15 protein-coding genes are annotated in these 24295 nt (G+C 63.4%); 14 read left to right on the top strand and 1 reads right to left on the bottom strand.

The features are described from left to right. The first annotated feature begins 7 nt into the window (after positions 1-7). From BI327_RS18770 to BI327_RS18710, 14 genes are all read left to right on the top strand, one after another. Positions 8-1246, top strand: coding sequence for a glycosyl hydrolase (locus BI327_RS18770; RefSeq protein ID WP_245334870.1), 1239 nt, complete (start codon positions 8-10; stop codon positions 1244-1246). 112 nt (positions 1247-1358) lie between these two features. Then, complete coding sequence (locus tag BI327_RS18765) at positions 1359-3545, top strand: bi-domain-containing oxidoreductase (protein WP_076862298.1); 2187 nt, start codon at positions 1359-1361, stop codon at positions 3543-3545. Continuing rightward, the gene (locus BI327_RS18760; RefSeq protein WP_076862297.1) at positions 3542-5533 is read left to right on the top strand and encodes a heparinase II/III domain-containing protein; all 1992 of its coding nucleotides are present in this window, start codon (positions 3542-3544) and stop codon (positions 5531-5533) included. The genes BI327_RS18765 and BI327_RS18760 overlap by 4 nt, the downstream gene beginning before the upstream one ends. Continuing rightward, positions 5530-6684: a glycosyltransferase gene (locus tag BI327_RS18755; protein ID WP_143271659.1), complete on the top strand. Its 1155-nt coding sequence runs from the start codon at positions 5530-5532 to the stop codon at positions 6682-6684. Before BI327_RS18760 ends, BI327_RS18755 begins: the two co-directional genes overlap by 4 nt. A 665-nt stretch (positions 6685-7349) precedes the next feature. After that, a complete protein-coding gene (locus BI327_RS18750) occupies positions 7350-8621 on the top strand; it encodes a calcium-binding protein (RefSeq protein ID WP_076862295.1) in 1272 nt (423 codons plus the stop codon). Between the two features lie 210 nt (positions 8622-8831). After that, a complete protein-coding gene (locus tag BI327_RS18745) occupies positions 8832-10718 on the top strand; it encodes a calcium-binding protein (RefSeq protein ID WP_076862294.1) in 1887 nt (628 codons plus the stop codon). 54 nt (positions 10719-10772) lie between these two features. After that, positions 10773-12626: a calcium-binding protein gene (locus BI327_RS18740; protein ID WP_143271658.1), complete on the top strand. Its 1854-nt coding sequence runs from the start codon at positions 10773-10775 to the stop codon at positions 12624-12626. A 304-nt stretch (positions 12627-12930) separates the two neighbouring features. Next, entirely contained in the window at positions 12931-13545 is a 615-nt protein-coding gene (locus BI327_RS18735; RefSeq protein ID WP_076863038.1) for a class I SAM-dependent methyltransferase, read from the top strand. A gap of 196 nt (positions 13546-13741) precedes the next feature. Then, entirely contained in the window at positions 13742-15976 is a 2235-nt protein-coding gene (locus BI327_RS18730; RefSeq protein ID WP_076862292.1) for a peptidase domain-containing ABC transporter, read from the top strand. Beyond that, positions 15966-17312: an HlyD family type I secretion periplasmic adaptor subunit gene (locus BI327_RS18725; RefSeq protein WP_076862291.1), complete on the top strand. Its 1347-nt coding sequence runs from the start codon at positions 15966-15968 to the stop codon at positions 17310-17312. The genes BI327_RS18730 and BI327_RS18725 overlap by 11 nt, the downstream gene beginning before the upstream one ends. Continuing rightward, positions 17309-19345: an SEL1-like repeat protein gene (locus BI327_RS18720; RefSeq protein ID WP_076862290.1), complete on the top strand. Its 2037-nt coding sequence runs from the start codon at positions 17309-17311 to the stop codon at positions 19343-19345. The genes BI327_RS18725 and BI327_RS18720 overlap by 4 nt, the downstream gene beginning before the upstream one ends. A 52-nt stretch (positions 19346-19397) precedes the next feature. After that, entirely contained in the window at positions 19398-19682 is a 285-nt protein-coding gene (locus BI327_RS41810) for a hypothetical protein (protein WP_143271657.1), read from the top strand. Then, entirely contained in the window at positions 19679-21883 is a 2205-nt protein-coding gene (locus BI327_RS18715) for a glycosyltransferase WbsX family protein (protein WP_076862289.1), read from the top strand. The genes BI327_RS41810 and BI327_RS18715 overlap by 4 nt, the downstream gene beginning before the upstream one ends. Before the next feature lie 11 nt (positions 21884-21894). Beyond that, the gene (locus tag BI327_RS18710) at positions 21895-22818 is read left to right on the top strand and encodes a glycosyltransferase family 2 protein (protein ID WP_076862288.1); all 924 of its coding nucleotides are present in this window, start codon (positions 21895-21897) and stop codon (positions 22816-22818) included. A gap of 102 nt (positions 22819-22920) precedes the next feature. Here the strand turns inward: BI327_RS18710 and BI327_RS18705 are convergent, their stop codons facing one another. Continuing rightward, positions 22921-24162: a hypothetical protein gene (locus tag BI327_RS18705; protein WP_245334869.1), complete on the bottom strand. Its 1242-nt coding sequence runs from the start codon at positions 24160-24162 to the stop codon at positions 22921-22923. Positions 24163-24295: the final 133 nt, after the last annotated feature.

Here is a 24295-nt window from a genome sequence, read left to right as displayed (position 1 = left end):
CAGGGACATGGCAGGCAGAGTGAGGGATTGGGGCCAAAGGGTCTTGATTGCGCTGGTTTTGAGCGCGTTCGTGCCGCTGGCCTACAAATGGCCGCTGCAGTGGGCTGGTGCGACGTCAAACGATGCGCTCAATGCGAGCCGCGTGAACGCGGTGATCCCGCCGACGCTGTTCGGCATGACGATCAACGCGATCGGGCAGTCACAACCCTGGCCAGAGCTCAAATTCGACGGCGTTCGGCTGTGGGGCGCGATCTACTGGGCGCAGATCAACCCCGCGCCGGGCATCTACAACTGGGCGCGGTTCGACGCCATCCTAGCGGCGGCGGAGCGTGAGCACGTCGAGATCGTTCTCAATCTCGCCTACACGCCGAGATGGGCCGCGTCGGTGAAGGATGCGCCACCGGCGTTCACGCCCGGCGCGAGCTCGCCGCCGGCCGATCTGGCGTCATGGGATGAATGGGTGCGCGCGGCGGTTGCGCGCGCTGCCGGCCGCATCAAATACTGGGAAATCTGGAACGAACCCGAGGATCCCAAATATTACTCGGGCGATATCGCGACCATGGTCCAGAWGCAGAAGCSGGCMTACGAGATCATCAAGGCCAGCGATCCCGCGCTGACCGTGCTGACGCCGCCGTCCAACGGCACGCCGGATGGGTATCGCTGGCAACAGGCCTTCATGGCGCAAGGCGGCGGACAATATGCCGACGTGTTCGCCTTCCATGGCTACACGAGCGAACCCGAAGCGGTGATCGGCATCATTGCGCGCTTCAAGCGGATCCTTGCCGCGCGCGGTCTTTCCGCACGGCCGATCTGGGACACCGAGGCCGGCTGGTCGTCCTACGAGGACAACCCGGATGGGTGCCTGGCGCGCGCCTACATCCTGAAATGGATCAGCGGCGTCGACCGGTTCTACTGGTACGAGTTCGCCGGCGGCGGCAGCGACTTTGGAAAACTATGGGATCCCGCGCGCGGACTGCTTCCGAGCGGAATTGCGTATCGCACGGTCCAGTCATGGCTGGTCGGCGCGAGCGTCGTCGCTGCCGGCAGGACGTCGCCGTCGACCTGGCGCGTCGAGCTTCGCATGCCGGATGGCCGCAACGGCTTGATCCTGTGGACCACCAAGGGCCGCGCTGTTGACCGGGTCGACCCGCATTTCAGCCGCTACCAGGGCCTCGACGGCGGCGAAGGAGCCATCGCCAATGGTGAGGTCGAGATCTCGCCGAAGCCGGTTCTGTTGCTCGAATGATAACGATGTTAAATCCCGGGGCGATGCGATAACTATGACGATGTTCCGGTCTTCATCGCGGGCGGCGGGCGCGATACAAGGGGCGCTGTTAACTTGAGGCGATTGACCTAACGTGAAGCAGATCGCGCAAAACTATAAGAGCGGCGAGCTCAAGCTGATCGATGTGCCGGCGCCGCGCTGCCGCCCCGGCGGCGTCCTTGTGCGCACGGCGTTCTCGGCGGTTTCGACCGGCACCGAGATGATGAAGTTCACCGAAGGTCGCCTGTCGCTGATCGGCAAGGCGCGTGCGCGGCCCGACCAGGTCGCCAAGGTGGCGCGTTCGGTCCGCCAGCAGGGATTGCTCGCGACCTACCAGAAGGTGATGAACCGGCTCGATTCCTACACGCCGCTCGGCTACTCGCTGTCGGGCACCGTCGTGGAGGTGGGTGAGGGCGTCGGCGGCTTCTCGGTCGGACAGCGGGTCTGCTGCGGCGGCAATCAATATGCAACCCACGCTGAATACAATTGGGTGCCGGTGAACCTCTGCGTGCCGCTGCCGGACAGCGCGGCGCTCGACCAGGCCGCATTCACCACGATCGCCTCGATCGCTTTGCAGGCGATGCGTCAGTCGGAGATCCGTTTCGGTGAGACGGCTTGTGTGATCGGCCTCGGCCTGATCGGGCAGATCATGGTGCGCCTGCTGCGCAGCGCCGGTGTCGTGGTTGTGGGGCTCGACAGGCTGGAGACGCGCTGTCGTCAAGCGGAGGCCGCGGGCGCCGCGGTCTGCGCCGTCGCATCTGATGATGCCGCGGCCGGGTTTCGCGCGCGGATCGATCAGTTGACGGCAGGAAACGGTGTCGATTGCGTGTTCATCACGGCGGGCAGCGACGATCCTGATCTGGCATCGCGTTCGGCCGCGTTGCTGCGCGACCGCGGCCGCATTGTCGATATCGGCAAATGCACGCTGAACCTGCCGTGGAACGAGTTCTACGACAAGGAGCTCGACGTCCGCTTCTCACGCTCCTACGGCCCCGGCCGCTACGACCCGCTCTACGAGGAGGGCGGCATCGACTATCCGATAGGCCATGTGCGCTGGACCGAGAAGCGCAACATGGAAGCCATCGTCGCGCTGCTCGCCGACGGGCGGCTCGATTTCTCCTCGCTGATTTCCGAGACGGTGCCGCTGGAGCAGGCAACGTCGGCATTCGAGCGCATGAGCCGGGGCGAGGTCGGCCTCGGCATGGTGTTCGCCTACCCTGAGGCGGCGCCTCGCACGATGCAGATGACCTACCGTCCGGCCGTAGCCATGCGCAGCGGCCGGGTGCGGCTCGGCGTCATCGGCGCCGGCAATTATGCCTCCAGCATGTTGCTGCCGCAGCTTGCAAATCACGAACGCGTCGATCTCGTCGAGGTCGCCACCAATACCGGCCTGAGCGGCGCCACCGCGGTGCGCAAGTTCGGCTTCGCGCGCGCCTCGACGGATGCGGCCTCGGTGATCGAGGCCGACGACATCGATGCCGTGCTGATCGCGACGCGCCACGCCTCCCATGCCGACCTCGCGGCGCGAGCGCTGCGTGCCGGCAAGGCGGTGTTTGTCGAAAAGCCGCTGGCGATCGATACAGGCTCGCTCGATCAAGTGGCGCAGGTGATCCGGGACACCGGCAACAACCGGCTGATGGTCGGCTTCAACCGCCGCTTCTCGCCGCTACTGCAGGGCATGCGCGCGGCGTTCGCACCGGCAGGGCCGCAGACGCTGCAATATCGCGTCATCGCCGGCCCGCTGGAGAAGTCGTCCTGGTATCTGCAGGCCGAGAGCGAAGGCAGCCGCTTCGCCGGTGAAGGCGGCCATTTCATCGACGTGTTGGCCTGGTGGCTCGGCGCCGCGCCGGTGCGCGTCTCCGCGAGCACCGCAGGCAAGGATGTCGACAATCTCCTCGCCACCTTCGACTTCGCCGACGGTTCGGTCGCGAGCCTCAGCTATCTCACCGGCGGCGATCCGCGGGTGCCGAAGGAAGCGCTCGAAATATCCGCAAGCACAGGCTTTGCCGCGTTCGACAATTTTTCCGGCTTCGAGGTCTGGCACGCCGGACGGCGCACGGCGAAGGCAGGGCGGCTCGACAAGGGCCAGCGGCCGATGCTGGATGTCTTCGTTGCGGCGGTCGCAGCGGGGGGCGCGATGCCGATCGCGCTGGATTCGCTGCTTGCGACCACCCGCGCAACGCTCGCCGTGCAGGAGAGTGCGGCCGCCGGTATGCCGGTCGATCTGACGCCGGGTGCAGCAGAGCAGGGCGTCGCGCGCGCCTCGACTGCCTTGAGATGAATCCGGCCTGGTATCTGCGCCGGCTGCAGCGCATGGAGCCGTCCGAGCTTGCCGGACGGGTGAACGACCAGCTGCTGCGCCTGCTTTGGCGCGCCACTCCGCCCGATATCGCGCGGCGCGCTCATGCCAGCCTCGCTGCTGGTCCCCGGCAGCCGCACCTGAAGCCGTTGCCATTGCCGGCCAACGCGCCGCGACAGGCCGCCGAGCGGCTGATCCAGAGCGCCGACCAGATCCTTGCCGGCCACTGGCGGATCTTTGCCCGAGATCATGGGGCGCTTGGCGAACGACCTGACTGGTTTGTTGATGTCCGCAGCGGCAAGCGGGCGCCCGCTGATGTGTATGCGTTTGCGGTTCCCTATCGCGATGAAGCCGCGGTCGGGAACATCAAATACATCTGGGAGCCGTCACGTCACCACCATCTCACCGTGCTCGCGGCCGCGTACTACCTGACCGCCGACGAGCGCTACGCCCGGCGCGTGGCCGGGCACCTGACGAGCTGGTGGCGCGACAATCCGTTCCCGCGCGGCCCGCACTGGATCAGCGGCATCGAACTCGGCGTGCGGCTGATCTCCTGGGCCTGGGCGCGCCAGCTGCTGCAGAGCTGGCCCGGCGCGCCTGCGCTGTTCGAGGACAATGAGCTGTTCGTGACGCAGCTCTATGCGCATCAATACTGGTTGTCGCAATTCCCGAGCCGTGGTTCCTCCGCCAACAACCACGTCATCGCGGAGGCTGCCGGGCAATTCGTGGCGGCGTGCGTGTTTCCGTTTTTTCGCGACAGCGCGCGATGGCGCGAGCAATCCGCCAGCATGCTTGCCCACGAAGCCGTCGCGCAAACGCTCGCCTGCGGCAGCAACGGCGAACTCGCGACCGACTATCACGGCTTTGTCCTCGAACTCCTGCTCGCCGCAGCGGTGCAGGGCGAAGAGTCCGGACATCCGCTCGACGATGCGGTCTGGAGCACGATGTGCCGCATGAGCGACGTCATTGCCGCTGTCCTGGACGATCGCGCGCATCCGCCGCGCCAGGGCGATGGCGACGACGGCATCGGCCTGTTGCTCGACGATCACGCCGCCAATCGCTGGCTCGGCCTGCTCGCCACCGGCGCGCGCCTGTTCGGCGACCGGCCATGGTGGCCGGCATTGCCGGAGGCTGATCTGCGCACGTTCGTGCTGACCGACGGCATCAAGCCGCGCGCGATGGCCGCGCGGCCGGAGCGTCGTCCATATCTGCTTGATGAGGCCGGGCAGACCTTCCTCGTCGATGCCGACCGAGCAGTGTGGTGCCGCTGCGATCATGGTCCGCACGGCTTCGGTCGTATCGCGGCGCATGCCCATGCGGATGCGTTGTCGATCGAATGCAGGATCGGCGGGGTCGATATCCTCGCTGACCCCGGCACCTATTGCTACCACGGCGACCCGCGATGGCGCGCCTATTTCCGCTCCACGCTGGCGCACAACACGCTCTGCCTGTTCGCGCGCGACCAATCGGTGTCCGGCGGGCCGTTTCTCTGGACGCGCCATGCGCAGAGCCGGCTGATCGAAACAAGCGGCCTGGATGATCGTGATGCGGACGCGAGCTGGGTCGCCGAGCACACGGGATATCAGGACGAAGCCGGCCTCGTGCATCGCCGCGCGGTGCAATTGCAGCGTCAGGCGGCACGGCTCGTCGTGTCAGATATTGTGCTTGCCGGTGAAGGGCTTGCCGTGCCGACGCGTCTCAGCTGGCATCTCGGTCCCGAGGTCGAATGCAGGCTCGAAGGGCGCACGGCGCAGCTCGTATGGCCGGGTGGGCGCGGCGAGCTCGAGCTGCCGGCAGCGCTGAGCTGGACGTCGTATCACGGCGACGAGACCATGCCGGCCGGCTGGTATTCGCCGTCCTTCGATCTCAAGGTGCCGGCAACGACGCTGATCGGCTCGGGTACGCTCGCCGCCGGCCAACGCCTGGTGACGGAGCTGCGCTGGTTTTCAGACCCGGCGCGCCGGTCATGAAGATCCTGGTCGCGCACAACAGGTATCAGGGACGCGGCGGCGAGGACGTCGTCTTCGAAGCGGAACTCGACCTGCTGCGCGGCGCCGGACACAGCGTTGAAGCGCTCACCGTCAGCAACGCGGCGATCAATCCGCTCGCCGCGCGTATCGCGACCACGCTGTCGATCGCCGACAATGCCGAGGGAAAGCGGGTGATGGCGGAGGCGATCGACCGCTTTCGTCCTGACGTCGTGCACGTGCACAATTTTTTCCCGCTGTTCTCGCCCGCCGTGTTCGATCTGTGCCGGCGGAAGCGCGTGCCCGCGGTGGTGACGCTGCACAATTATCGCACCATCTGCACCGGCGGCATGCTGCTGCGCGACGGCCGCATCTGCCACAAATGCCTGGACCGCGGCCATTTCTGGGGGGTTGCGCACCGCTGCTATCGCGGATCGCTGCCGGGCTCGCTGGCCTCGGCCTACATGATCGCGCAGCACCAGCGCCGCGGCACCTGGACCCGTCCCGGTCTGCGTCTGATTGCGCTGACGCAGTTTGCCCGAACCCTGTTCGCGCAGGCCGGCTTCGACGCAGACCGGATCGACGTGAAGCCGAACTTCATGGCCGATCCGGGGGCGCCTGATCCGGCTGCGCCGCGCGCCGGGCTGCTCTACGTTGGACGGCTGAGCCGCGAGAAGGGCGTCGACGTGTTGCTCGAGGCCGTTGCCGGGACCGGCATGCCATTGCGGATCGTGGGCGAGGGGCCGGAGCGCGGTGGGTTCGAGGCGCGGGCGCCCGGCAATGTCAGGTTCCTCGGCGGGCTCTCGCGCACAGAGGTGCTTCGGGAAATGGCGAATGCCCAGGCATTGGTCGTGCCGTCGCTATGGTACGAGGGATTTCCGATGGTCGTGGTCGAAGCCTTCGCGCAGGGCACGCCGGTGATCGCGTCCGAGATCGGCGGACTTGCCGAGGTGGTGACCGCCGGCAAGACCGGCGCGCTGGTGCCGCCGGGCGACGCCGCCGCGCTCCGAAGCCGGATCGTTGACCTGCTCGGTGCCGCGGACCTTGCCGCAACGTGGGGACGGGCCGCACGGGCTGCCTATCTCGAACTCTATGGGCCGGACGAGAACCGCCGGCTGCTCGAGGCGATCTACGCGCGCGCCGCCGCCGGATGATCGCCGCGGATGGCGGCTGCGCTTGTGAGCGCGGTCGGTCTCGCGGCTTTCCGCCACTAACAAATTGCGGCAAATCTTGTGTTAATTTGTTATGATGCGTCCGATCCGGCGCCGCCGCAGGGCTTGGCCGGGGCGGTTGAATGGCCCCGATTCTGCGATTGATTCCCGGATTTTCGCCCGCCTGGGGCCCATCGCCTGCAACCAGGACCCGCCGTAACACATGCCGGGCCGCCGGGCGGTTGTGAAGTTTGACGCTTTTTTGGAAATGCTCTCATGCGGCGCAGAAATATTTTTTCAGATCAGAAAATCACGTCGAAGCACGCGCAACGCCTGCGAAATCCGGCACTCCGACGCCATCACGGGACCCGACGAAACCCCGTATAATCACTACCCTTTTTTGCGCCGCGTCTAACATTTGTGAGGCGCGCGCGTTGAATGTTATATCGCATTCGAAATGGTGCTAAGTCTCACATAAATCACGTGGAACCAGGAGTTAATAGCACATTGCTGATTGACACTCCGGCATTGCGGTCTTAACAATGGACTTAACAAGTTCGTAACGTGTGTCCACATTTGGGTTGCATCGCAACAAACCAGTTGTGAATCAACAGCTTAGGTGTGGGCGAGCGGCTTGAATCCTCGTATCCCAAGCAGGGGCTACATCGATGGCGACTTACAATCTAGACCAAACCGACCTCAAACATGCGATCAACTCCACGATCGATCACGCGACCCAGCAACAGATTCTTGACTATCTGATCAACGCCGGGGTCGGCTACACCAAGCCGGACGACGGCACCGAGATTCCGGTGCAGGTGGGGGCCGGGATTTCCAACCCCGATCCGGCGGCCAATGTTCTCATCGAGACCAACGCCAATAACACTGTTAACACTGACGCCAACCTGAAGGCGATCATTGAAGCCACCAACCAGGACGTGACCCTGTCGGTGAACGGCAGCACCCCGGTGCTGGTCGCGACCGGCTCCGGCAACGATCAGGTCTTCATCAACAACACCGGCGATACGACCGTTCTCGCCGGCGCCGGCAACGACACGATCTTCGGTGGTGCGGGTCACGACTCGCTCAGCGGCGGCGCGGGCAATGACGTGCTGATCGACAACGCCTCCGGTCACAGCACGCTGGACGGCGGCTCGGGCAACGACCTGCTGGTCGGCACCGGCGCCGACACGCTTCTCGGCGGCTCCGGCGACGACACGCTCTACGGCGGTACCTCCTCCGATCTGGTGGGCGGTAGCGGCAACGACGTGCTGGTTGGCGGTACGGGCAACAATCTGCTCTCCGGCGGCACCGGCAACGACGCGCTCTACTCGAACTCGGATGCGTCGCACGGCTCGGTCCTGCAGGGCGGTCAGGGCAACGACTCGCTGTATGGCGGTGCGGGTGCGGACACGCTGTATGGCGGCGCCGGCAACGACCTGCTGGTTGGCGGCACCGGCACTGTTGCCGAGTATGGCGGCAACGGTAACGACATCCTGTACTCCGGCAGCGATGCGTCGCACGCGACGGCGCTCTACGGCGGCAACGGCAACGACTCGCTCTACGGCGGTGCCGGCAATGACACGCTGTATGGCGGCAACGGCAGCGATACGCTGGTCGCCGGTTCGGGCAACCAGACGCTCATTGGCGGCAACGGCAATGACTCGTTCGTCGGCTCCGACACCGGTACGGCCTCGATGGTCGGCGGCTCCGGTCAGGACTACTTCTACCTGAACAACCTCAACAGCAGCGACACCATCGACGGTGGTGCCGGCAACAAGGACTCCCTGACCTTCCTCGATCACGCCTCGACCGACGTGACCGACATCAGCGCTGGCAAGGACGGTTCTTTCGACGTCAACTTCAGCAATGGCCAGGTGACCCAGATCAGCAACATCGAATACCTGATCTTCAACGATGGTCACTCGACCAAGCTGTAGGATCCCAGGTCTGTACGACTAGGTCTGCACTAAGCGAAGGCGCCGCCTCAACCCAAGGTTGAGGCGGCGCTTTTTTGCGATTACAGGTAGTGTTTCGAAATGTTATCTGATAATATTGCGGTGTTGCCGCCTGCTCCAATTGTCAGTCATCGCGATAGTTTGAGTATTTGCTTAGCGATTATGTAGCGCGTTCAAGCAGGGGCTACATCGATGGTGACGCAAAACTTGAACCAGACGCAGCTCAAGGCTGCGATCAGTTCCACGATCGATCACGCAGCCCGGCAACAGATTCTCGACTATCTGATCAGCGCGGGGATCGGTTACACCAGCCCGGATGACGGCGCGGCGATCCCGGTGCAGGAGGGGGCTGGCATCAGCAACCCGGATCCGGACGCCATCGTTCTGATCGAAACCAACGCCAACAATACGATCAAGCTTGACGCCAAGCTGAAGGCGATCATCGAAGCCACCAAGAGCGACGTGACGCTGACCGTGAACGGCGCCGCCCCGGTGATCGTCGCGACCAGCGACGGCAACGACGATATCACCATCAATAACAACCGCGGCACGACGGTGCTTTCCGGCGCCGGCAACGACACGGTGTACGGTGGCGGCGTGGGTCACAGCCAGATTTACGGAGGGGCCGGCAACGACTGGCTTTGGGGCAGTAGCTGGTCGGATCTGCATGGCGGCAGCGGCGACGATACTCTGCTGTCCGGCAGCTCGCTGGACAGACCGGACAAAATCAACACGCTGGACGGCGGTAGCGGCAACGACCTGCTGTTCGGTGGCTGGGGTGATGATCGCCTGTATGGCGGCGCCGGTGACGACTGGTTGAGCGCGGGTTACGGCAACGAGATTCTCGACGGCGGCACGGGCAATGACACGCTGATCGCAGGCGTATACAGCTGTCAGCTCTACGGCGGCGCCGGCGACGACGTGCTCTATGCGGACCTGTTTGCGGGTCAAGGCTCGATGTTGTCGGGCGGTGACGGCAACGACACGATTTATGGCGGTGCAAGTGCCGCTGCCGACACGCTGTATGGCGGCGCCGGCGACGACTCCATGAATGGCGGCGTCAGCACTGCTGCGGAGTACGGTGGCAGCGGTAACGACATTCTCTATTCGGGCGCCGGCTATATGCTCGGGACATTGCTCGACGGCGGTGCGGGCGACGACACGCTGATTGCCGGTGCCGGGTATAACCCTGCCAATATCGGTACCGACACGCTGGATGGCGGTGACGGCAACGACCTGCTGATCGGCGCTGCCGCGACTGTCGGTGAATATGGTGGCAGCGGCAACGACGCGATCTACTCGCACTCCGATGCATCGCACGGCACGATCCTGGACGGCGGCGACGGCAACGACTCGCTGTATGGCGGTGCGGGTACCGACACGATGTACGGCGGCGCCGGCAACGACCTGCTGGTCGGCGGCAAGGAGACCGTTGCCGAATACGGCGGCAGCGGCAAGGACGTGCTGTACTCGGGCAGCGATGCATCGCACGCGACCTCGCTCGATGGCGGTGACGGCGGCGACTCGCTCTATGGCGGTGCGGGTGTCGACACGCTGTACGGCGGTGCCGGCAGCGACCTGCTGGTCGGTGGCAAGGCCACCGTTGCCGAATACGGCGGCAGCGGCAACGACGTGCTCTACTCGGGCAGCGATGCGTCGCATGCGACCTCGCTTGACGGCGGTGACGGCAACGACTCGCTTTACGGCGGTGCTGGTGCCGACACGCTGCATGGCGGCGCCGGCCACGATGCGCTGATCGCCGGTTCGGGGCATCAGACGCTGATCGGCGGCAACGATGGTTCGTCCTTCGTCGGCTCTGCCACCGGCACGGCCTCGATGGTCGGCGGCTCCGGCCAGGACTATTTCTACCTGTCCAATGCCACCAGCAGTGACACCGTCGACGGCGGTGCCGGCAGCAAGGACTCGCTGACCTTCCTGGATCACGCCTCGACCGATGTGACCGGCATTGCCGCGGGCAAGGACGGTTCCCTGGACATCAACTTCAGCAATGGCCAGGTGACCCAGATCAGCAACATCGAATACCTGATCTTCAACGATGGTCACTCGACCAAGCTGTAAGATCCCAGGTCTCCACTCAACGAAAGCGCGTCATTCCAAGCAGGGGCTATGTCGATGGGGACGTCCAATCTGGACCAGACCGAACTCGAAGCAGCAATCAACTCCACCATCGATCCCGCGACCCGGCAGCAGATTCTCGACTATCTGATCGCCGCGGGGATCGGATACACCAGCCCGGATAACGGCGCGACGATCCCGGTCGAGCAGGGGGCTGCCATCGGCGCCCCGGATCCGGACGCCAATGTTCTGATCGAAATCAATCCCAACAATACGGTTCACCTCGACGCCAACCTGAAGGCGATCATCGAAGCCACCAACAGCGACGTGACGCTGTCGGTGATCGGCAGCGGCCCGGTGCTGGTCGCGACCGGCGCCGGAAACGACTATGTCTCCTTCGTCAGCAGCAAGGGTACGGATTTTATCGGCGATACGACGGTCTTTGCCGGCGCCGGCAACGACACGGTGTTCGGTGGTGGCGCGTCGGAACTGTACGGCGATAGCGGCGACGACGTGCTGGTGTCGGGCAGCGTGGAGCAAGGCAAACCCAGCACGCTTTACGGCGGTACCGGAAACGACACGCTGATTGGTGGTTGGGGCGACGATAGCCTGTATGGCGGCGACGGTAACGACTGGTTGAGCGCGGGTCCGGGTTATAGCCACGAGGTTCTCGACGGCGGCCCGGGGAATGACACCCTCGTCGGAGGCCAATACGGCCTCGGCGTCGGCGGCTTCGGCGAAGAGCTCTACGGCGGCGCCGGCGACGACGTGCTCTACGCGGGTGTACAACTGTATCCAGGCTTGATGATGATGCTGTCGGGCGGCGACGGCGACGACACGCTGTATGGCTCTTCCGCTACCAACACGTTGGATGGCGGCGACGGCAACGACCTGCTGGTTGGCAGCTCCGGCACCGTTGCGGAGTACGGTGGCAGCGGGAACGACATTCTCTATTCAGGCGGGCGTTTTGCATCGACGTCGCTCGACGGCGGTGCGGGCGACGACACGCTGATCAGTGGTGCCTCCGAGAGTAACGATACGATGTATGGCGGCGACGGCAACGACCTGCTGGTTGGCGCCGTGGGGACCGTTGCGGAGTACGGCGGTAGCGGCAACGATGTGCTCTACGCGGGCAACGGTGGGGTGCGGTACGGCTCGATCCTCAATGGCGGTGACGGCAACGACTCGCTCTATGGCGCAGGTGCCGACACGCTGTATGGCGGCGTAGGCGATGACCTGCTGGTTGGCGGCGCTGGCGACGCCTCACTGTACGGCGGCGCCGGCAACGACGTGCTCTACTCGGGCAGCGATGCGGTCCACAGGACCATGCTTGATGGCGGTGACGGCAATGACGTGCTCCATGGCGGCGGCGGCAACGACACGCTGCAAGGCGGCGCCGGTAACGACACGCTGATTGGCGGCAAGGGGACCCGTGACGAGTACGGCGGCAGCGGCAACGACGTGCTCTACTCGGGCAGCGAGGCGTCGCGCGCGACCTGGCTTGTTGGCGGTGACGGCAACGACGTGCTCCATGGCGGCGCCGGCAACGACTCGCTGTATGGCGGCGCCGGTAACGATACGCTGATCGCCGGTTCGGGCCACCAGTGGCTGATGAGCGAAGGCAATGACGGGTCGTCGTTCATCGGCTCCGTCACCGGTACGGCCACGATGGTTGGCGGCGGCGGTCAGGACTACTTCTACCTGTCCAATCCGCACAGCAGTGACACGATCGACGGCCGTGGCGGCAACGAGGATTCGCTGACCTTCCTGGATCACGCCTCGGCCGATCTGACCGGCATTAGCAACGGCAACAATGGTTTTCTGGAGGTCAGCTTCAGCAACGGCCAAGTGACCCACGTCATCAACATCGAGTACCTGATCTTCAACGACGGTCAATCGATCAGGTTGTAGGATCCCGGATCTGCACTGAACGAAGGCGCGGTCTCAACCCGGGTTGGGGCCGCGGTTTTTCTTGCGTGCGAACATGATGATCGGAACTTTGCGCCGATCTCTGTTATAGGGTTCCGCCAGGGGATGTTAGAAGTTAGTCCGTCACATTCGGACCACGTAGCTTTTGTAAAGGCGTGTAGCTCGCTTGGCACAACGGGAACTATGGCCGATGGCCTTTGGCAACCGTGTCGAGACGAGCGATCGCTGCAGAATTCAGCCGCTTAATGCGCGAACCCGCGGAGCTCTCGAATTGGCCAAGAAGAAAATGCTGAATGCCGGCGCTGGATCGACGGTGACCAAGCGCATCCAGCCGCTCATGACATCGCACGAGTGGGAAGAGATTCGGCTCGACGTCGACGGCGGTGTGAATCCGGACGTCGTCGGATCGATCACCGATCTGGCTCGGCTGTTCCCGCAGGCCTCGTTCGACGCGATCTGGTGTTCGCATGTCATGGAGCATCTCTATGCCCACGAGATTCACCCCACATTCGTTCAGTTCCGCGAGGTCCTCAAGCCGGACGGCTTTGCGCTGATCATGTCGCCCGACCTCGAGGCGGTCGCCCAGCACATGCTGATTCACGGTCTCGGCGCCGTCGCCTATGTCTCGCCGGCCGGCCCGATCCGGCCACTGGACATGATCTACGGCCATTCCGGCGCGATCGAGCAGGGACGCCATCACATGGCACACAAGACCGGCTTTTCGAGCGAGCGGATGGGAAACCTGCTGCTCAGCGCCGGCTTTCCGACCGTCTCCGTCCGCAGCGAGAACTTCGAGGTGTGCGCGCTGGCCCTCATGCCGGAGGCCAAGGACGAGCGGATCCGGCCGCAACTGGAGGCCTGCGGCTTCGACTTCCGCGAGACGGTGACCGCCGATTCGTGATTGTCGATGTTAAATAATGTTATAAGGTTCCATGGTTAAACCCATCCACGAATCGTGTTCGAAACCGGCTATTCGCCTGTCGCGATGCATATCTTTTTCGAACGACGTGCTGAAAATGCTGCGTTAGCGAACTAACAGTGATAAGTTATATCCCGCCAGGGACCGGATCTAGCGCAGTCGAAACTTCGAGGCATTCATGACCAAACACCTCTCGCTCGTCGGCGCACCTTCGGTGGAGGGGCTGCCACCCTCGGGTCTGGCCTGCCTCGTCATCGTGGCAAGACAGCACGGTTTGCATCTGACCACGACCCAGCTCACCCAGGACAATCTCCTGGGCGACCAGGAAGTCACGCTGCCCGAGCTTCTGAAATGCGCGAATTCCTCGGGAATGACCGCAAAGGCGGTCACGCTGGACTGGAAGGGTCTGAGCCACCTCAAGCGGGCGCTGCCGGCCATTGTTCGGCTGCGCGACGGCGGCCACATGGTGCTGCTGCGCCTCGAGGGCGATGAAAGCAGCTCCCGGGTGGTCTTGCAGGATCCGAATGCGAGCGAGGATGCGCTGCTCGTGATCGATCAGCCGCGCTTCGAGGACATCTGGTCGGGCGACGTCGTCATGGCCAAGCGCGACTACGAGATATCCGACGAGACCCAGCCGTTCAGCTTCGGCTTCGTCACCGCATTGCTGTTCCGCGAACGGCGCATCCTGCGCGACGTCGCGATCGCGGCGCTGATCCTGGGCTTCATGGGCCTGGCGCCGATCATGTTCTGGCGGCTGCTCTCGGACAAGGTCATTTTCTACAAGGCCTACAACACGTTCTACGTGCTGTGCATCGCCATGTTCGTCGTCATCATGTTCGAGGCGGCGTTCTCGTTCCTGCGGCAGTATCTCGTCCAGCGCCTGACGGCACGTATCGACGTCAAGCTGTCGACCTACGTGTTCGAGAAAATGCTCAATCTGCCGATCGATTACTTCGAGCAGAACCCGGTCGGCCTGGTTTCCCGGGACATCCGCGAAGTGTTTCGCATTCGCGGCTTTCTGACCGGGCAGCTGTTCGGAACCATTCTCGATTCGACGACGCTGTTCTTCTTCCTTCCCGTCATGTTCTTCTTCAGCCCGATCATGACGTTGATGGTGCTTGCCTTCGCCGGGGTGATCGTCACCTGGCTGATCCTGATGCTGCCTGCCTACCGAAAGAAGTCATCGGCAACGCTGGCGGCTGAAGGCGCGCAGGGCGCGTTCCTGATCCAGAGCCTGAACGGCATCAGGACCATCAAATCGCTGGCGCTCGATGCGCGTCAGCGCCACATGTGGGATGTGCTCGTGGCGCGCGTTGCCAAGGCGCGTCTTGCGGAAGGCATGACCGGAACCGCGATCCAGACGGTGGTCCGCCCGCTGGAGCGGCTGGCCGTGAGCGCACCCTATGCGTTCGGCGTCTATATTGCCGTGTCGAGCGGCGATCCGGTCTATGTCGGCGCGCTGTTTGCCTTTCTGATGTTGTCGCAACGTGTTGCCGGCCCGCTGATGCAGATGGCCCAGCTCATCAACCAGTACGATGAGGCGCGCACGGCGGTGACGATCGTCGGCAGGCTGGTGAATCAGCCGGCCGAGGAGGGGCGCTCCGGTCATGGCGTGAGGGCGCCGCTGAAGGGCCTGGTCGAGTTCTCCGGCGTGACGTTCAAGTACAAGGGCGCGGTATCGCCGGCGCTGAACAATATCTCCTTCGAGATTCCGCTCGGCACGACGCTCGGCGTGATGGGCAAGAGCGGCTCGGGCAAGACCACGATCACGCGGCTGTTGCAGCGCCTGCACTCCGACTACGGCGGTCTGATCAAGGTCGACGGCATCGACGTCCGCGAATACGATGTCGACCATCTGCGGCGCAACGTGGGCGTCGTGCTGCAGGAGAACTTCCTGTTCAGCGGTACGATCCGCGAGAATATCGCGGCCGCGAAGCCCGACGCGACGTTCGACGACATCGTCAGGGCGGCGCGACTGGCCGGTGCCGAGGAATTCATCGACAAGCTGCCGCGCGGCTACGAGACCTATATCTACGAGGGATCGACCAATCTTTCCGGCGGACAGCGGCAGCGGCTCGCGATCGCGCGAGCGCTGATCGTCAATCCGCCGATCCTGATCCTGGACGAAGCGACCAGCGCGCTCGACGCGGAGAGCGAAACGATCGTCAACGCCAACATTTCGCGGATTGCACACGGTCGCACGCTGATCATCATCTCGCACCGCCTGTCGTCGCTCACGAAGGCGGACGCAATCCTCGTGCTCAATCGCGGCGTGGTCAACGATATCGGGCGCCACGATGAGCTTCTGGAACGCAACGACATCTACAGCTCGCTCTGGTACCAGCAAAATACCCATCTTGTGCCGGCGGGCCGTAACGAGAAGAACTTCAGGAGTCCGACCCTTGTCTCCTAATCAAGCTTCGCTCGCGACCGTTCGCCAGTTCCAGTCCGAAACCGATGCCATCCGCGAGGCAGCCGAGCCGTTGCTGGCCCGTGCGACGCTGTTCGTCCTGTCCGCGTTCCTGGTGTGCATTGTGGCGATCATGTGCTTCACCCGCGTGGATCGGGTGATCACGAGCGTCGGCGGCCGGATCGTTCCCGTCGATCAGATCAACGTGCTGCAGGCACTGGACGCGTCGATCATCAAGACGATCGATGTTCGAGAGGGTGAGCAGGTTGAGACGGGGCAGCAGCTTGCGACCCTGGACTCGACGTTCACCGCTGCCGACGTCACGCAGTACAAGCTGCAGATCGCGAGCCTCGAGGCGCAGGTCGCGCGGGATGAGGCCGAATTATCCGGAAAGCCGTTGTCGTTCGGGCAATCCAAGGACCCCGAGGTCACCAGGTACAACGCCTTGCAGAAGGCGCTCTACGATCAGCGCGTCGCGCAGTACCACGCGCAGGTGAACAGCTACGATTCCAAGATCAGCCAGACCGAAGCGACGATCCAGAAGTCGAAGAAGGACGACGAGCGCTATGGCCAGCGCGCCGAGATCGCCGGCAAGATCGAGGACATGCGCTCGACTCTCGCCGAAAGCGGCAGCGGATCCAAGCTGAACCTGTATCTGTCGCAGGATAATCGCCTGGAGCTGCTGCGTCAGATCGACAACACGCACAACACCCTGCTGGAAGCACAACACCAGCTGGATTCCCTGAAGGCGGATCGCAACGCCTTCACCGAGCAATGGAACGCGCAGCTGAGCCAGGATCTGGTCACGACGCGCAACAATCTGGATACGGCCCGCTCGCAATATGACAAGGCGATCAAGCATCAGGACCTCGTCCGCTGGACGGCGGCCGAGCCCTCGGTCGTGCTGACCCTCGCCAAGCTCTCGGTCGGATCGGTGCTGAAGCCGGGCGATCCCTTCATCACGCTGATGCCGCTCAAGACGCGGCTGGAAGCCGAGATCCAGATCCTGTCGCGCGATGTCGGCTTTGTCCGGCCCAACGATCCCTGCACGATGAAGGTCGACGCCTTCAACGCGGCGGAGCACGGCACGGCCCAGGGCAAGATCCGCTGGATCAGCGAAGGCGCGTTCACGACCGACGATGACGGAAAGCCCGTCGACGCCTACTACAAGGCGCGGTGTTCGGTCGACCAGACCAACTTCAAGGATGTTCCGAAGAACTTCCGCCTCATCCCCGGCATGACGCTGCAGGGCGATGTCAATGTCGGCACCCGCTCGGTGGCGATGTATCTGCTCGGCGGCATGCTGCGCAGTGCAAAAGAAGCAATGCGCGAACCATGACGGTATCGACGCGATCCCTTCTCGACCTGTTCCGACCCGGTCCATCCCGTTCAGACCCGAAGCAGTTTGAACGGGGACTGGAGGCCTACGAGAACCGGCAGTATCTCGACGCGTTGCGCTTCTGGCGGCTGGCGTCGCGCGCCGGCCACCCGGAGGCCGATTACCGGATCGGGCTGCTCTATGCGAGGAACGAGGGTGTTATCGGCAACATCCCGGATGCGGTCGTGTGGTACGAGCGCGCCGCCCTGAAGGGACATACCGATGCGCAATTCCAGCTCGGCCTGATCTACTTCAACGGCGTCAAGGCGATGGTCGGACCGAACAGGCCCGAGATGTGGCGGCAGTCCACTGCGGCGCGCCTGGGTGACAAGGCGTCCAACCTCCACGATCTGGTCTTCCCGAATGGAATCGGCGTGGCGAAGGACGTCGACGCCGCCTTCCTCTGGATGTCGGTGGCGGCCGAAGCCGGCAAGGCGGAGGCGCAGGCGATGCTCGGCGACATGCACGCCAACGGGCTGGGCTGCACGAAGGACCACGCTGCCGCCCTGCGTTGGTATAAGGCGGCGGCCGAGCAGAAGGCTGCGTCCGGCGAATTCGCGCTCGGCGACGTGTATTATCAGGGGCGCGGCGTTCCCGCTGATTTCGCGCAGGCCGCGATCTGGTATCACAAGGCGGCGGAGCAGGGGCATGTACGCGCGCAGGTTGCGCTCGCTTTCATGTGCCTCAAGGGCACCGGGCTTCCCGAAAATGTCGAGGAGGCGGCGCGGCTGTTTCAGAGCGCCGCGGCGCATGACGATACGATCGCGCTCTACAACATTGCACTGTTGCGGCTGAGCGGCAAAGGGGTCGCCAAGGATCTCGACAAGGCCGAGACCGCGTTGCGTAAGGCGGCGCGGAAGGATTATCTGCCGGCGATCCAGGCGCTCGCCGAGTTCTATGCGCTCGGCACCGCTGCCGAGCCGGATCTGCGCGAGGCGGCGTATTGGTACGAGAAGGCGGCCGAGCGCGGCGACGTGCAGGCGCAGTTCTTTACCGGGCGCTTCTATGCGACCGGCACCGGCGTTCCGCCCAGCATCCGCCAGGCCGCGAAATGGTTCGAGCGCGCGGCCGAGAGCGGCCACGCCACGGCGGCCCATAACATTGCGGTGTTCTATCTCAACGGCAATGGCGTGACACGCGATGTCGCGACCGCGATCAAGTGGTTCGAACGCGCGTCCGAGGGCGGCATCAGCGCCGCAGGCGTGCAGCTCGGCCGGCTCTACTCTGCGGGCAACGGCGTGCCGCGCGATCAGGTGCGTGCAGCGGAATGGCTCAGCAAGGCGGCCAAAGGCGGCGATGCCGATGCGAAGACGGCGTATGCGGTGTTTCTCATCCAGGATCAGCCGTCCGCGGAGCGTCTTACGCAAGCGCGCACGCTGCTGACCGACGCCGCCGAGACCGGTCACTCCGCCGCGGCATTCCAGCTCGGCGGGCTCCACATGGGAAGATCCGGCGGCGCGGTCGATCTTGCGGCCGCGGCGCAATGGTTCAAGCGTGCGGCAAGTGCCGGCCACGTCGAGGCCCAGCACACCCTGGCGCTGCTGTATTCCGATCCCAAGAGCGGGCTCAAGGATCCGCAGGCTGCCACGAGCTGGATCGTCAAGGCAGCCGACGGCGGCAGCGCCGCGGCGCAGTTCAAGCTTGCCGTCATGTATTGCACCGGGCAGGGCGTCGAGCAGGACCTCGCCCAGGGCGTGACGTGGTACGAGGCCGCGGCGCGCCAGGGCCATACCACCGCGCAATACAACCTTGCCGTGATGCTGGGACGAGGACAGGGCCGCGAGGCCGATCCCGCGAAAGCGGCCGAGTGGTTCGAGGCGGCTGCGAAGCAAGGCATGATCGAAGCGCAGCTCGCGATCGGCGATGCGCTGCGTGCCGGCAACGGTGTCGCGCAGGATCGCGATCAGGCGCTGCGCTGGTATCGACAAGCAGCGCAGCAGAACAACGAAGGCGCGCTGCGTCGTCTGCAGGCTATGGGCGAGACCGTCGGCTGAGATTGTTGGAGGCGGATATCACCTCGCGCGCAGGCAACGGCAGAGACAGTGGATGGCTTTGTTTTTGGGCGCGAAGGCACGGAAGTGTGCACGTCCGCGTGACAATCTAGGCAGAACTAACAATGGCTTTCATATCGACGACAGAGAGATTGCGTTAATGTGGGTTCGCGGAATAAATGCTCATTGTACCTCTGGTTGTGTGAAGATGATCGATAAGCACCATGAGGTCACGATCTGGGGCGTGTCAGGCAACGTGATCTCGGGATCGAACTTCCGCGTGACCGGGAAAGAAACTGGAGCCAACGTTAAACGTTGGCAGGAGATTGAGTGGCAATGAACAAGATGGTCGAACGGAGCGTCAGGGATACGAAGGATATGTTGCCCGTTGCCAGTCCGGTTCAGCAGGAAGACCATCCGCAGAGCCTGTTCCTGGATCCTGACATAAGCGATCTCCAGTCAGGGCCGCGGCTGCGCGGCGCGATACTTGAATATTCGGGGCGAGGGATCTCCGGTTGGATCGTCGATGCCCAGTCGCCGGCTTCAACGGTGTCGATCGCGCTGTTTGTCGCTTCCCACTGTGTCGAAGAGGGACGGACGGGCCGCTCGATGCCGGCCCGCGTCGGTCCGCGGAGCGTGATCGGTCGTCCCGGATTTCGTATCGATCTGTCCACGCCGGGCGTACGCCGTCGTCTGGCGCGCGCGCTCAGAAACGCGCTCGTGGACCCCAAGCATGCGCAGGTCTATCTCCGGATCAGCCTGAGCGACGGCGAATATTACGAGATACCGCTGTTCGAGAATTTCACGCCGGGCGAAGTGATTGTTGCGCTGGGTTTCTCGACTGAAGACTACGACGACCTGCTGTTTCCCAACAACGACAGGATCGTGGGTGGACTGGCGGACGCTTCCCCCAAGGAGGTGCGCTACATCTGCTTCTACCTGCCGCAATTCCATTCCTTCGAGGAAAACGACCGGTGGTGGGGACCGGGGTTCACCGAGTGGACCAACGTCTCGCGCATGCGCGCTCAATTTCCGGCGCATGAATCCCCGTGGTTGCCGGCCGATCTCGGATTCTATGACGTCCGGCTGCCGGAAACGCGCCGTCAGCAGGGCGAGCTCGCGCGCAAATACGGCATCGATGGCTTCTGCTACTACGTGTATTGGTTCCAGGGGCGAAGGCTGCTGGAAAAGCCGCTTCAGCTGCTGCTCGAGGACGGCGAGCCGAACCTGCCGTTCTGCATTTGCTGGGCGAACGAGAACTGGTCGCGGCGGTGGGACGGCTCGGATGCCGAACTCCTGTTGGGGCAAAATCACTCGCTGGAAGACGATGTTCGCTTTATCGACGACATGGCCGACCTGCTGCTCGATGAGCGCTACATCACCGTCGATGGCCGCAAGGTCATCGTCATCTACCGGCCGTCATTGCTGCCGGACAAGCAGCGCCTGTTCGAGACCTGGCGCGAGAGGGCGCGCGAGCTCGGAATCGGCGAGCTTCTCATTTGCAATGCGATGACTTTCGGAGAGTTCGATCCGCGCGACGTCAATTGTGATGCCGCGATCGAGTTTCCGCCGCACACGGTCTCGACCAGGGAAGTGCCGCCGACCGAAGTCGATGCACCGCCGACCTTCGCCGGAAAGGTCTACGACTATGTCGACGCCATGCGGTCGTCGATCGGCAAGACCTACGATTTTCCGTATTTTCCTGCGGTGATGCCGCGTTGGGACAATACGCCTCGCAAGGGGCCGCGCGGTCACGTCTTCACCAGGTCGAGCCCGGAGGCGTTCGAGGTTTGGCTTCGCGATGCGACCCTGCGGGCCAAGGGCAACAGCTTTTCCGAGTCATTGGTGTTTATCAATTCCTGGAACGAGTGGGCCGAGGGTGCGCATCTCGAGCCGGACTCCCGCTATGGACGCGCGTTTCTCGAAGTCGTGCGGAGGGTCGCTTCGGCCGAGCCGATCTCGGCCCAGATCCGAAATAGTCCGGATCTGCTGGACTGCCTCAGCCGGCAGGAGCTCGAGTGGGCGGTCAAGGAAGCCTCGACGCATGTCGAAGTGCTCGCGAGCCTGCACCGCTCCGGCCTTACCCATTCGGGGGTGCAGCGGCTGAGGAACGGCGCGCCGGTCGAGGTGGAAGGTGCGTCCGACAACCCGGCGGGTTCGCTGCTGGTCATCGAGAACATCAATTCCCAAACCGGCGAACGCGTGATCGTTGATCCGCGCTTTGAGGTCTTGGTGCGGGGATGGATCTGCGCGAGCAGCGCATTCGAGGCGAGCCGGCAGAGAACCGGATTCCTGCTGCTGACGGCGCTCGCTCCGGAGCACGCGCTCAACAGCGGATACTGCCTGATCGTCGATTGGCATGAGCGCGTCGACGTCAAGGAATACATGAAGGCCGAGAGCAAGGACTGCTATTTCGGCTTTCAGCTGTCGTTCTCGATCCGGGATTTGCCGGATGGTGAATATCAACTCGCGGTCCTGGAGGTCGGCGACGGAACCAGCGCGCTGGTGCGGTCCCGCCACTCGATCATCGTGAGACGTTGAGGTCGCCGCCGATGCTCGCAAGTGTCGTCATCGCCTGCTACAAGCACGAGCAGTATCTCGAGGAATGCCTCGAGACTGTTTACCAACAGACTTTTGCCGACATTGAGCTCGTCATCGTGGACGACCATTCGCCGGACAAGAGTTTTGAAGTCGCGCAGAAGGTCATCAAGAAGCGGTCGTTCGGAAAGCGCTTCGTCTCCTGCAAGCTGCTCAAGAACCCGCAAAACCTCGGTGCTCACTACACCTGGAACAGGGCATTGTCGCTGACCAAGGGCGACATGATCTTCCTGTTGAACTCGGACGATGCGTTCTCGAAGGAGCGCGTTCGGCTGTTCGCGGACAAGCATGCCAATGAGCGGCTGTTCTTCGGCTTCTCGGCGGTTGAGCCGATCGACGAACATGGCAAGTCGATCGGCAACTACCAGTTTCCGACGCGGCTGCGCTATGCCATCGACCGGGCTCAGATTGCAGGGGCGCCGCTGTCGTGGACGTTCCTGGATTCCCAGATCGCCGCGTCAACCGGAAACTTCGTCTTTAGCCGCGAGCTGCTGCGCCAGGTGGGATGGCTCGCCGACCTCAAATACTGCCATGACTGGGACTTCGCCTTGCGCGCCGTCACCAAGGTCGAGCCGACCTATCTCGAGGCCGACCGCTATCTGTACCGGCTTCATTCGACCAACAGTTTCAGAAGCCTGAGCAAGGTGGCGGAGAGCGAGACCAAGGCTTGCATGGTGTCGTATTGCCTGAACGCAATCACGTCGAGGCCGCAGAACAAGACCTGCCTCAGCCCGTCCAATTTCGGCGATTCGTTCTATGACTTCGTGAAGCTGCACCCGAACTTCAACTATTGGGTGAAGCAGATCTACGCGCCTTATAACGTCGAACATCGCACGGTGGAATCCAACGATCGCACCAGGCCAATTCGCTGGCGCTGATCGAGGGGCGTCGGGCTTCCGTTCCGATCGTATCGGAACGGAGCCTTGATCCTGCCGCGCCGTCTCCATTCAAGCCGGGACGGCGCTGCGCTGGAAAGCGCTCTAGCAGAGGTTCTTCGACGCCGCCTGTGCAGTCGCTTTGAGAACTTCACGCAAGGCTTCCAGGCGGTCAGTCTGACAAGGCAGGGTCGGCACCAGCCAGCCGCCCTCGTCATTTTCATTCCATGCATAGATCAGCACCGCGGGGGCGCGGCGGTCAGGTGCACGGCTGTTCACCCAGCTGATCGATTGCGCGAGATGGCCGGCCAATTCCTTCTTGGTCGGTGCTGCATAGAAATTGGTGATGCCGTCGCCGGGACGCTGCGACGTCTCCCAGGGCACGGGATGTTCGATGCGCGGGCGCCGGTCCCATCCTGTCATCACCGTGGGCACCACGGGGACCTGGCTGGCGGCCAGCGTATTCCAGCCCTTCTCGGCATACTTCGCGAGGTCCGCAAAGCTGCCGCGGCCGTTGCCGGTTGTAATCGCATATGAGCCGAGCGCGTCGGCGCCCAGATTGGCGGCCTCCTGGCTCAGGAATTTGGTGTCTCCTGCGAGCACGATATAGGGCTCGCCATGGCCGGCTGCGCTCGCATCGGATCTGAATTTGTCCAGTTGGGCACGCAGACCCTGCACGCCGCCCCAGCTGCGTTGCACGTCTGCACCCTTGATGAAGCCCAGGAAGTAGAGCGGCCGACCGCCTTCCACTCGCAGATAGTTCTTGTCCGCCATCAGGCCGATGTGCTCCTGGGGAAGGGGAGATAGCTTGGCTGCCGATCCCCAACGACCGAGCTCGGTGAACATGCAGTATTTGAGTTCGGCCGCCCTCGGGCGCGTTCTGAACGTGTAGAGCGCTTTCGACATCGGGTGGTTGGCGCCGTAACCGGCAAACGCCCAATAGTCCAATCCGGCAAAGATCGCCTGGCCGATCTCCTTGTCCATCTCGGTCTCGATCGAGGCGGAGAAATCAAGCGCGTTCGGATCGCGGTTCAGTTGCGCCCCGAAGAAGGGCGCGCGCCAGCGATATTTCTGCGGGCCGAGCGATTGCTTCATGGCTTCCGTCGGCTGCGAACCGGGCGCATACCACGCGTCCCATCGAATGGCTCCGACGAGCGGTCTGGACGGCGCCGCGGCCGCAGCAGGATGGCCAGAACCCAGGAAACTGAGCGAGCCGGGCAGCAGGCTTGCGGATAACGATGTCAAAAACATCCTTCTCGTAAGCGCGAACGGCTTACGGACGGCTTCGTTCCCATTGTCCATTGACGATCTCCGATCGTTCCCGTCCGGTGCGACGGTTTCATGCAAATGACGCCGAGCCCTGTTCTCTATTGTATTGATTTTCCTCGAAATAACCTTACAACAGTTAAATGTGAGCGCTGCGTGTTATAGCCTTATTCTTGTAGGATAAGTGCGCTAATAGGGAATTCGTGGTGCGAAC

It is taken from the genome of Bradyrhizobium mercantei (assembly GCF_001982635.1).
GTDB lineage: Bacteria > Pseudomonadota > Alphaproteobacteria > Rhizobiales > Xanthobacteraceae > Bradyrhizobium > Bradyrhizobium mercantei.
This window is presented reverse-complemented; position numbering and strand designations above follow the sequence as displayed.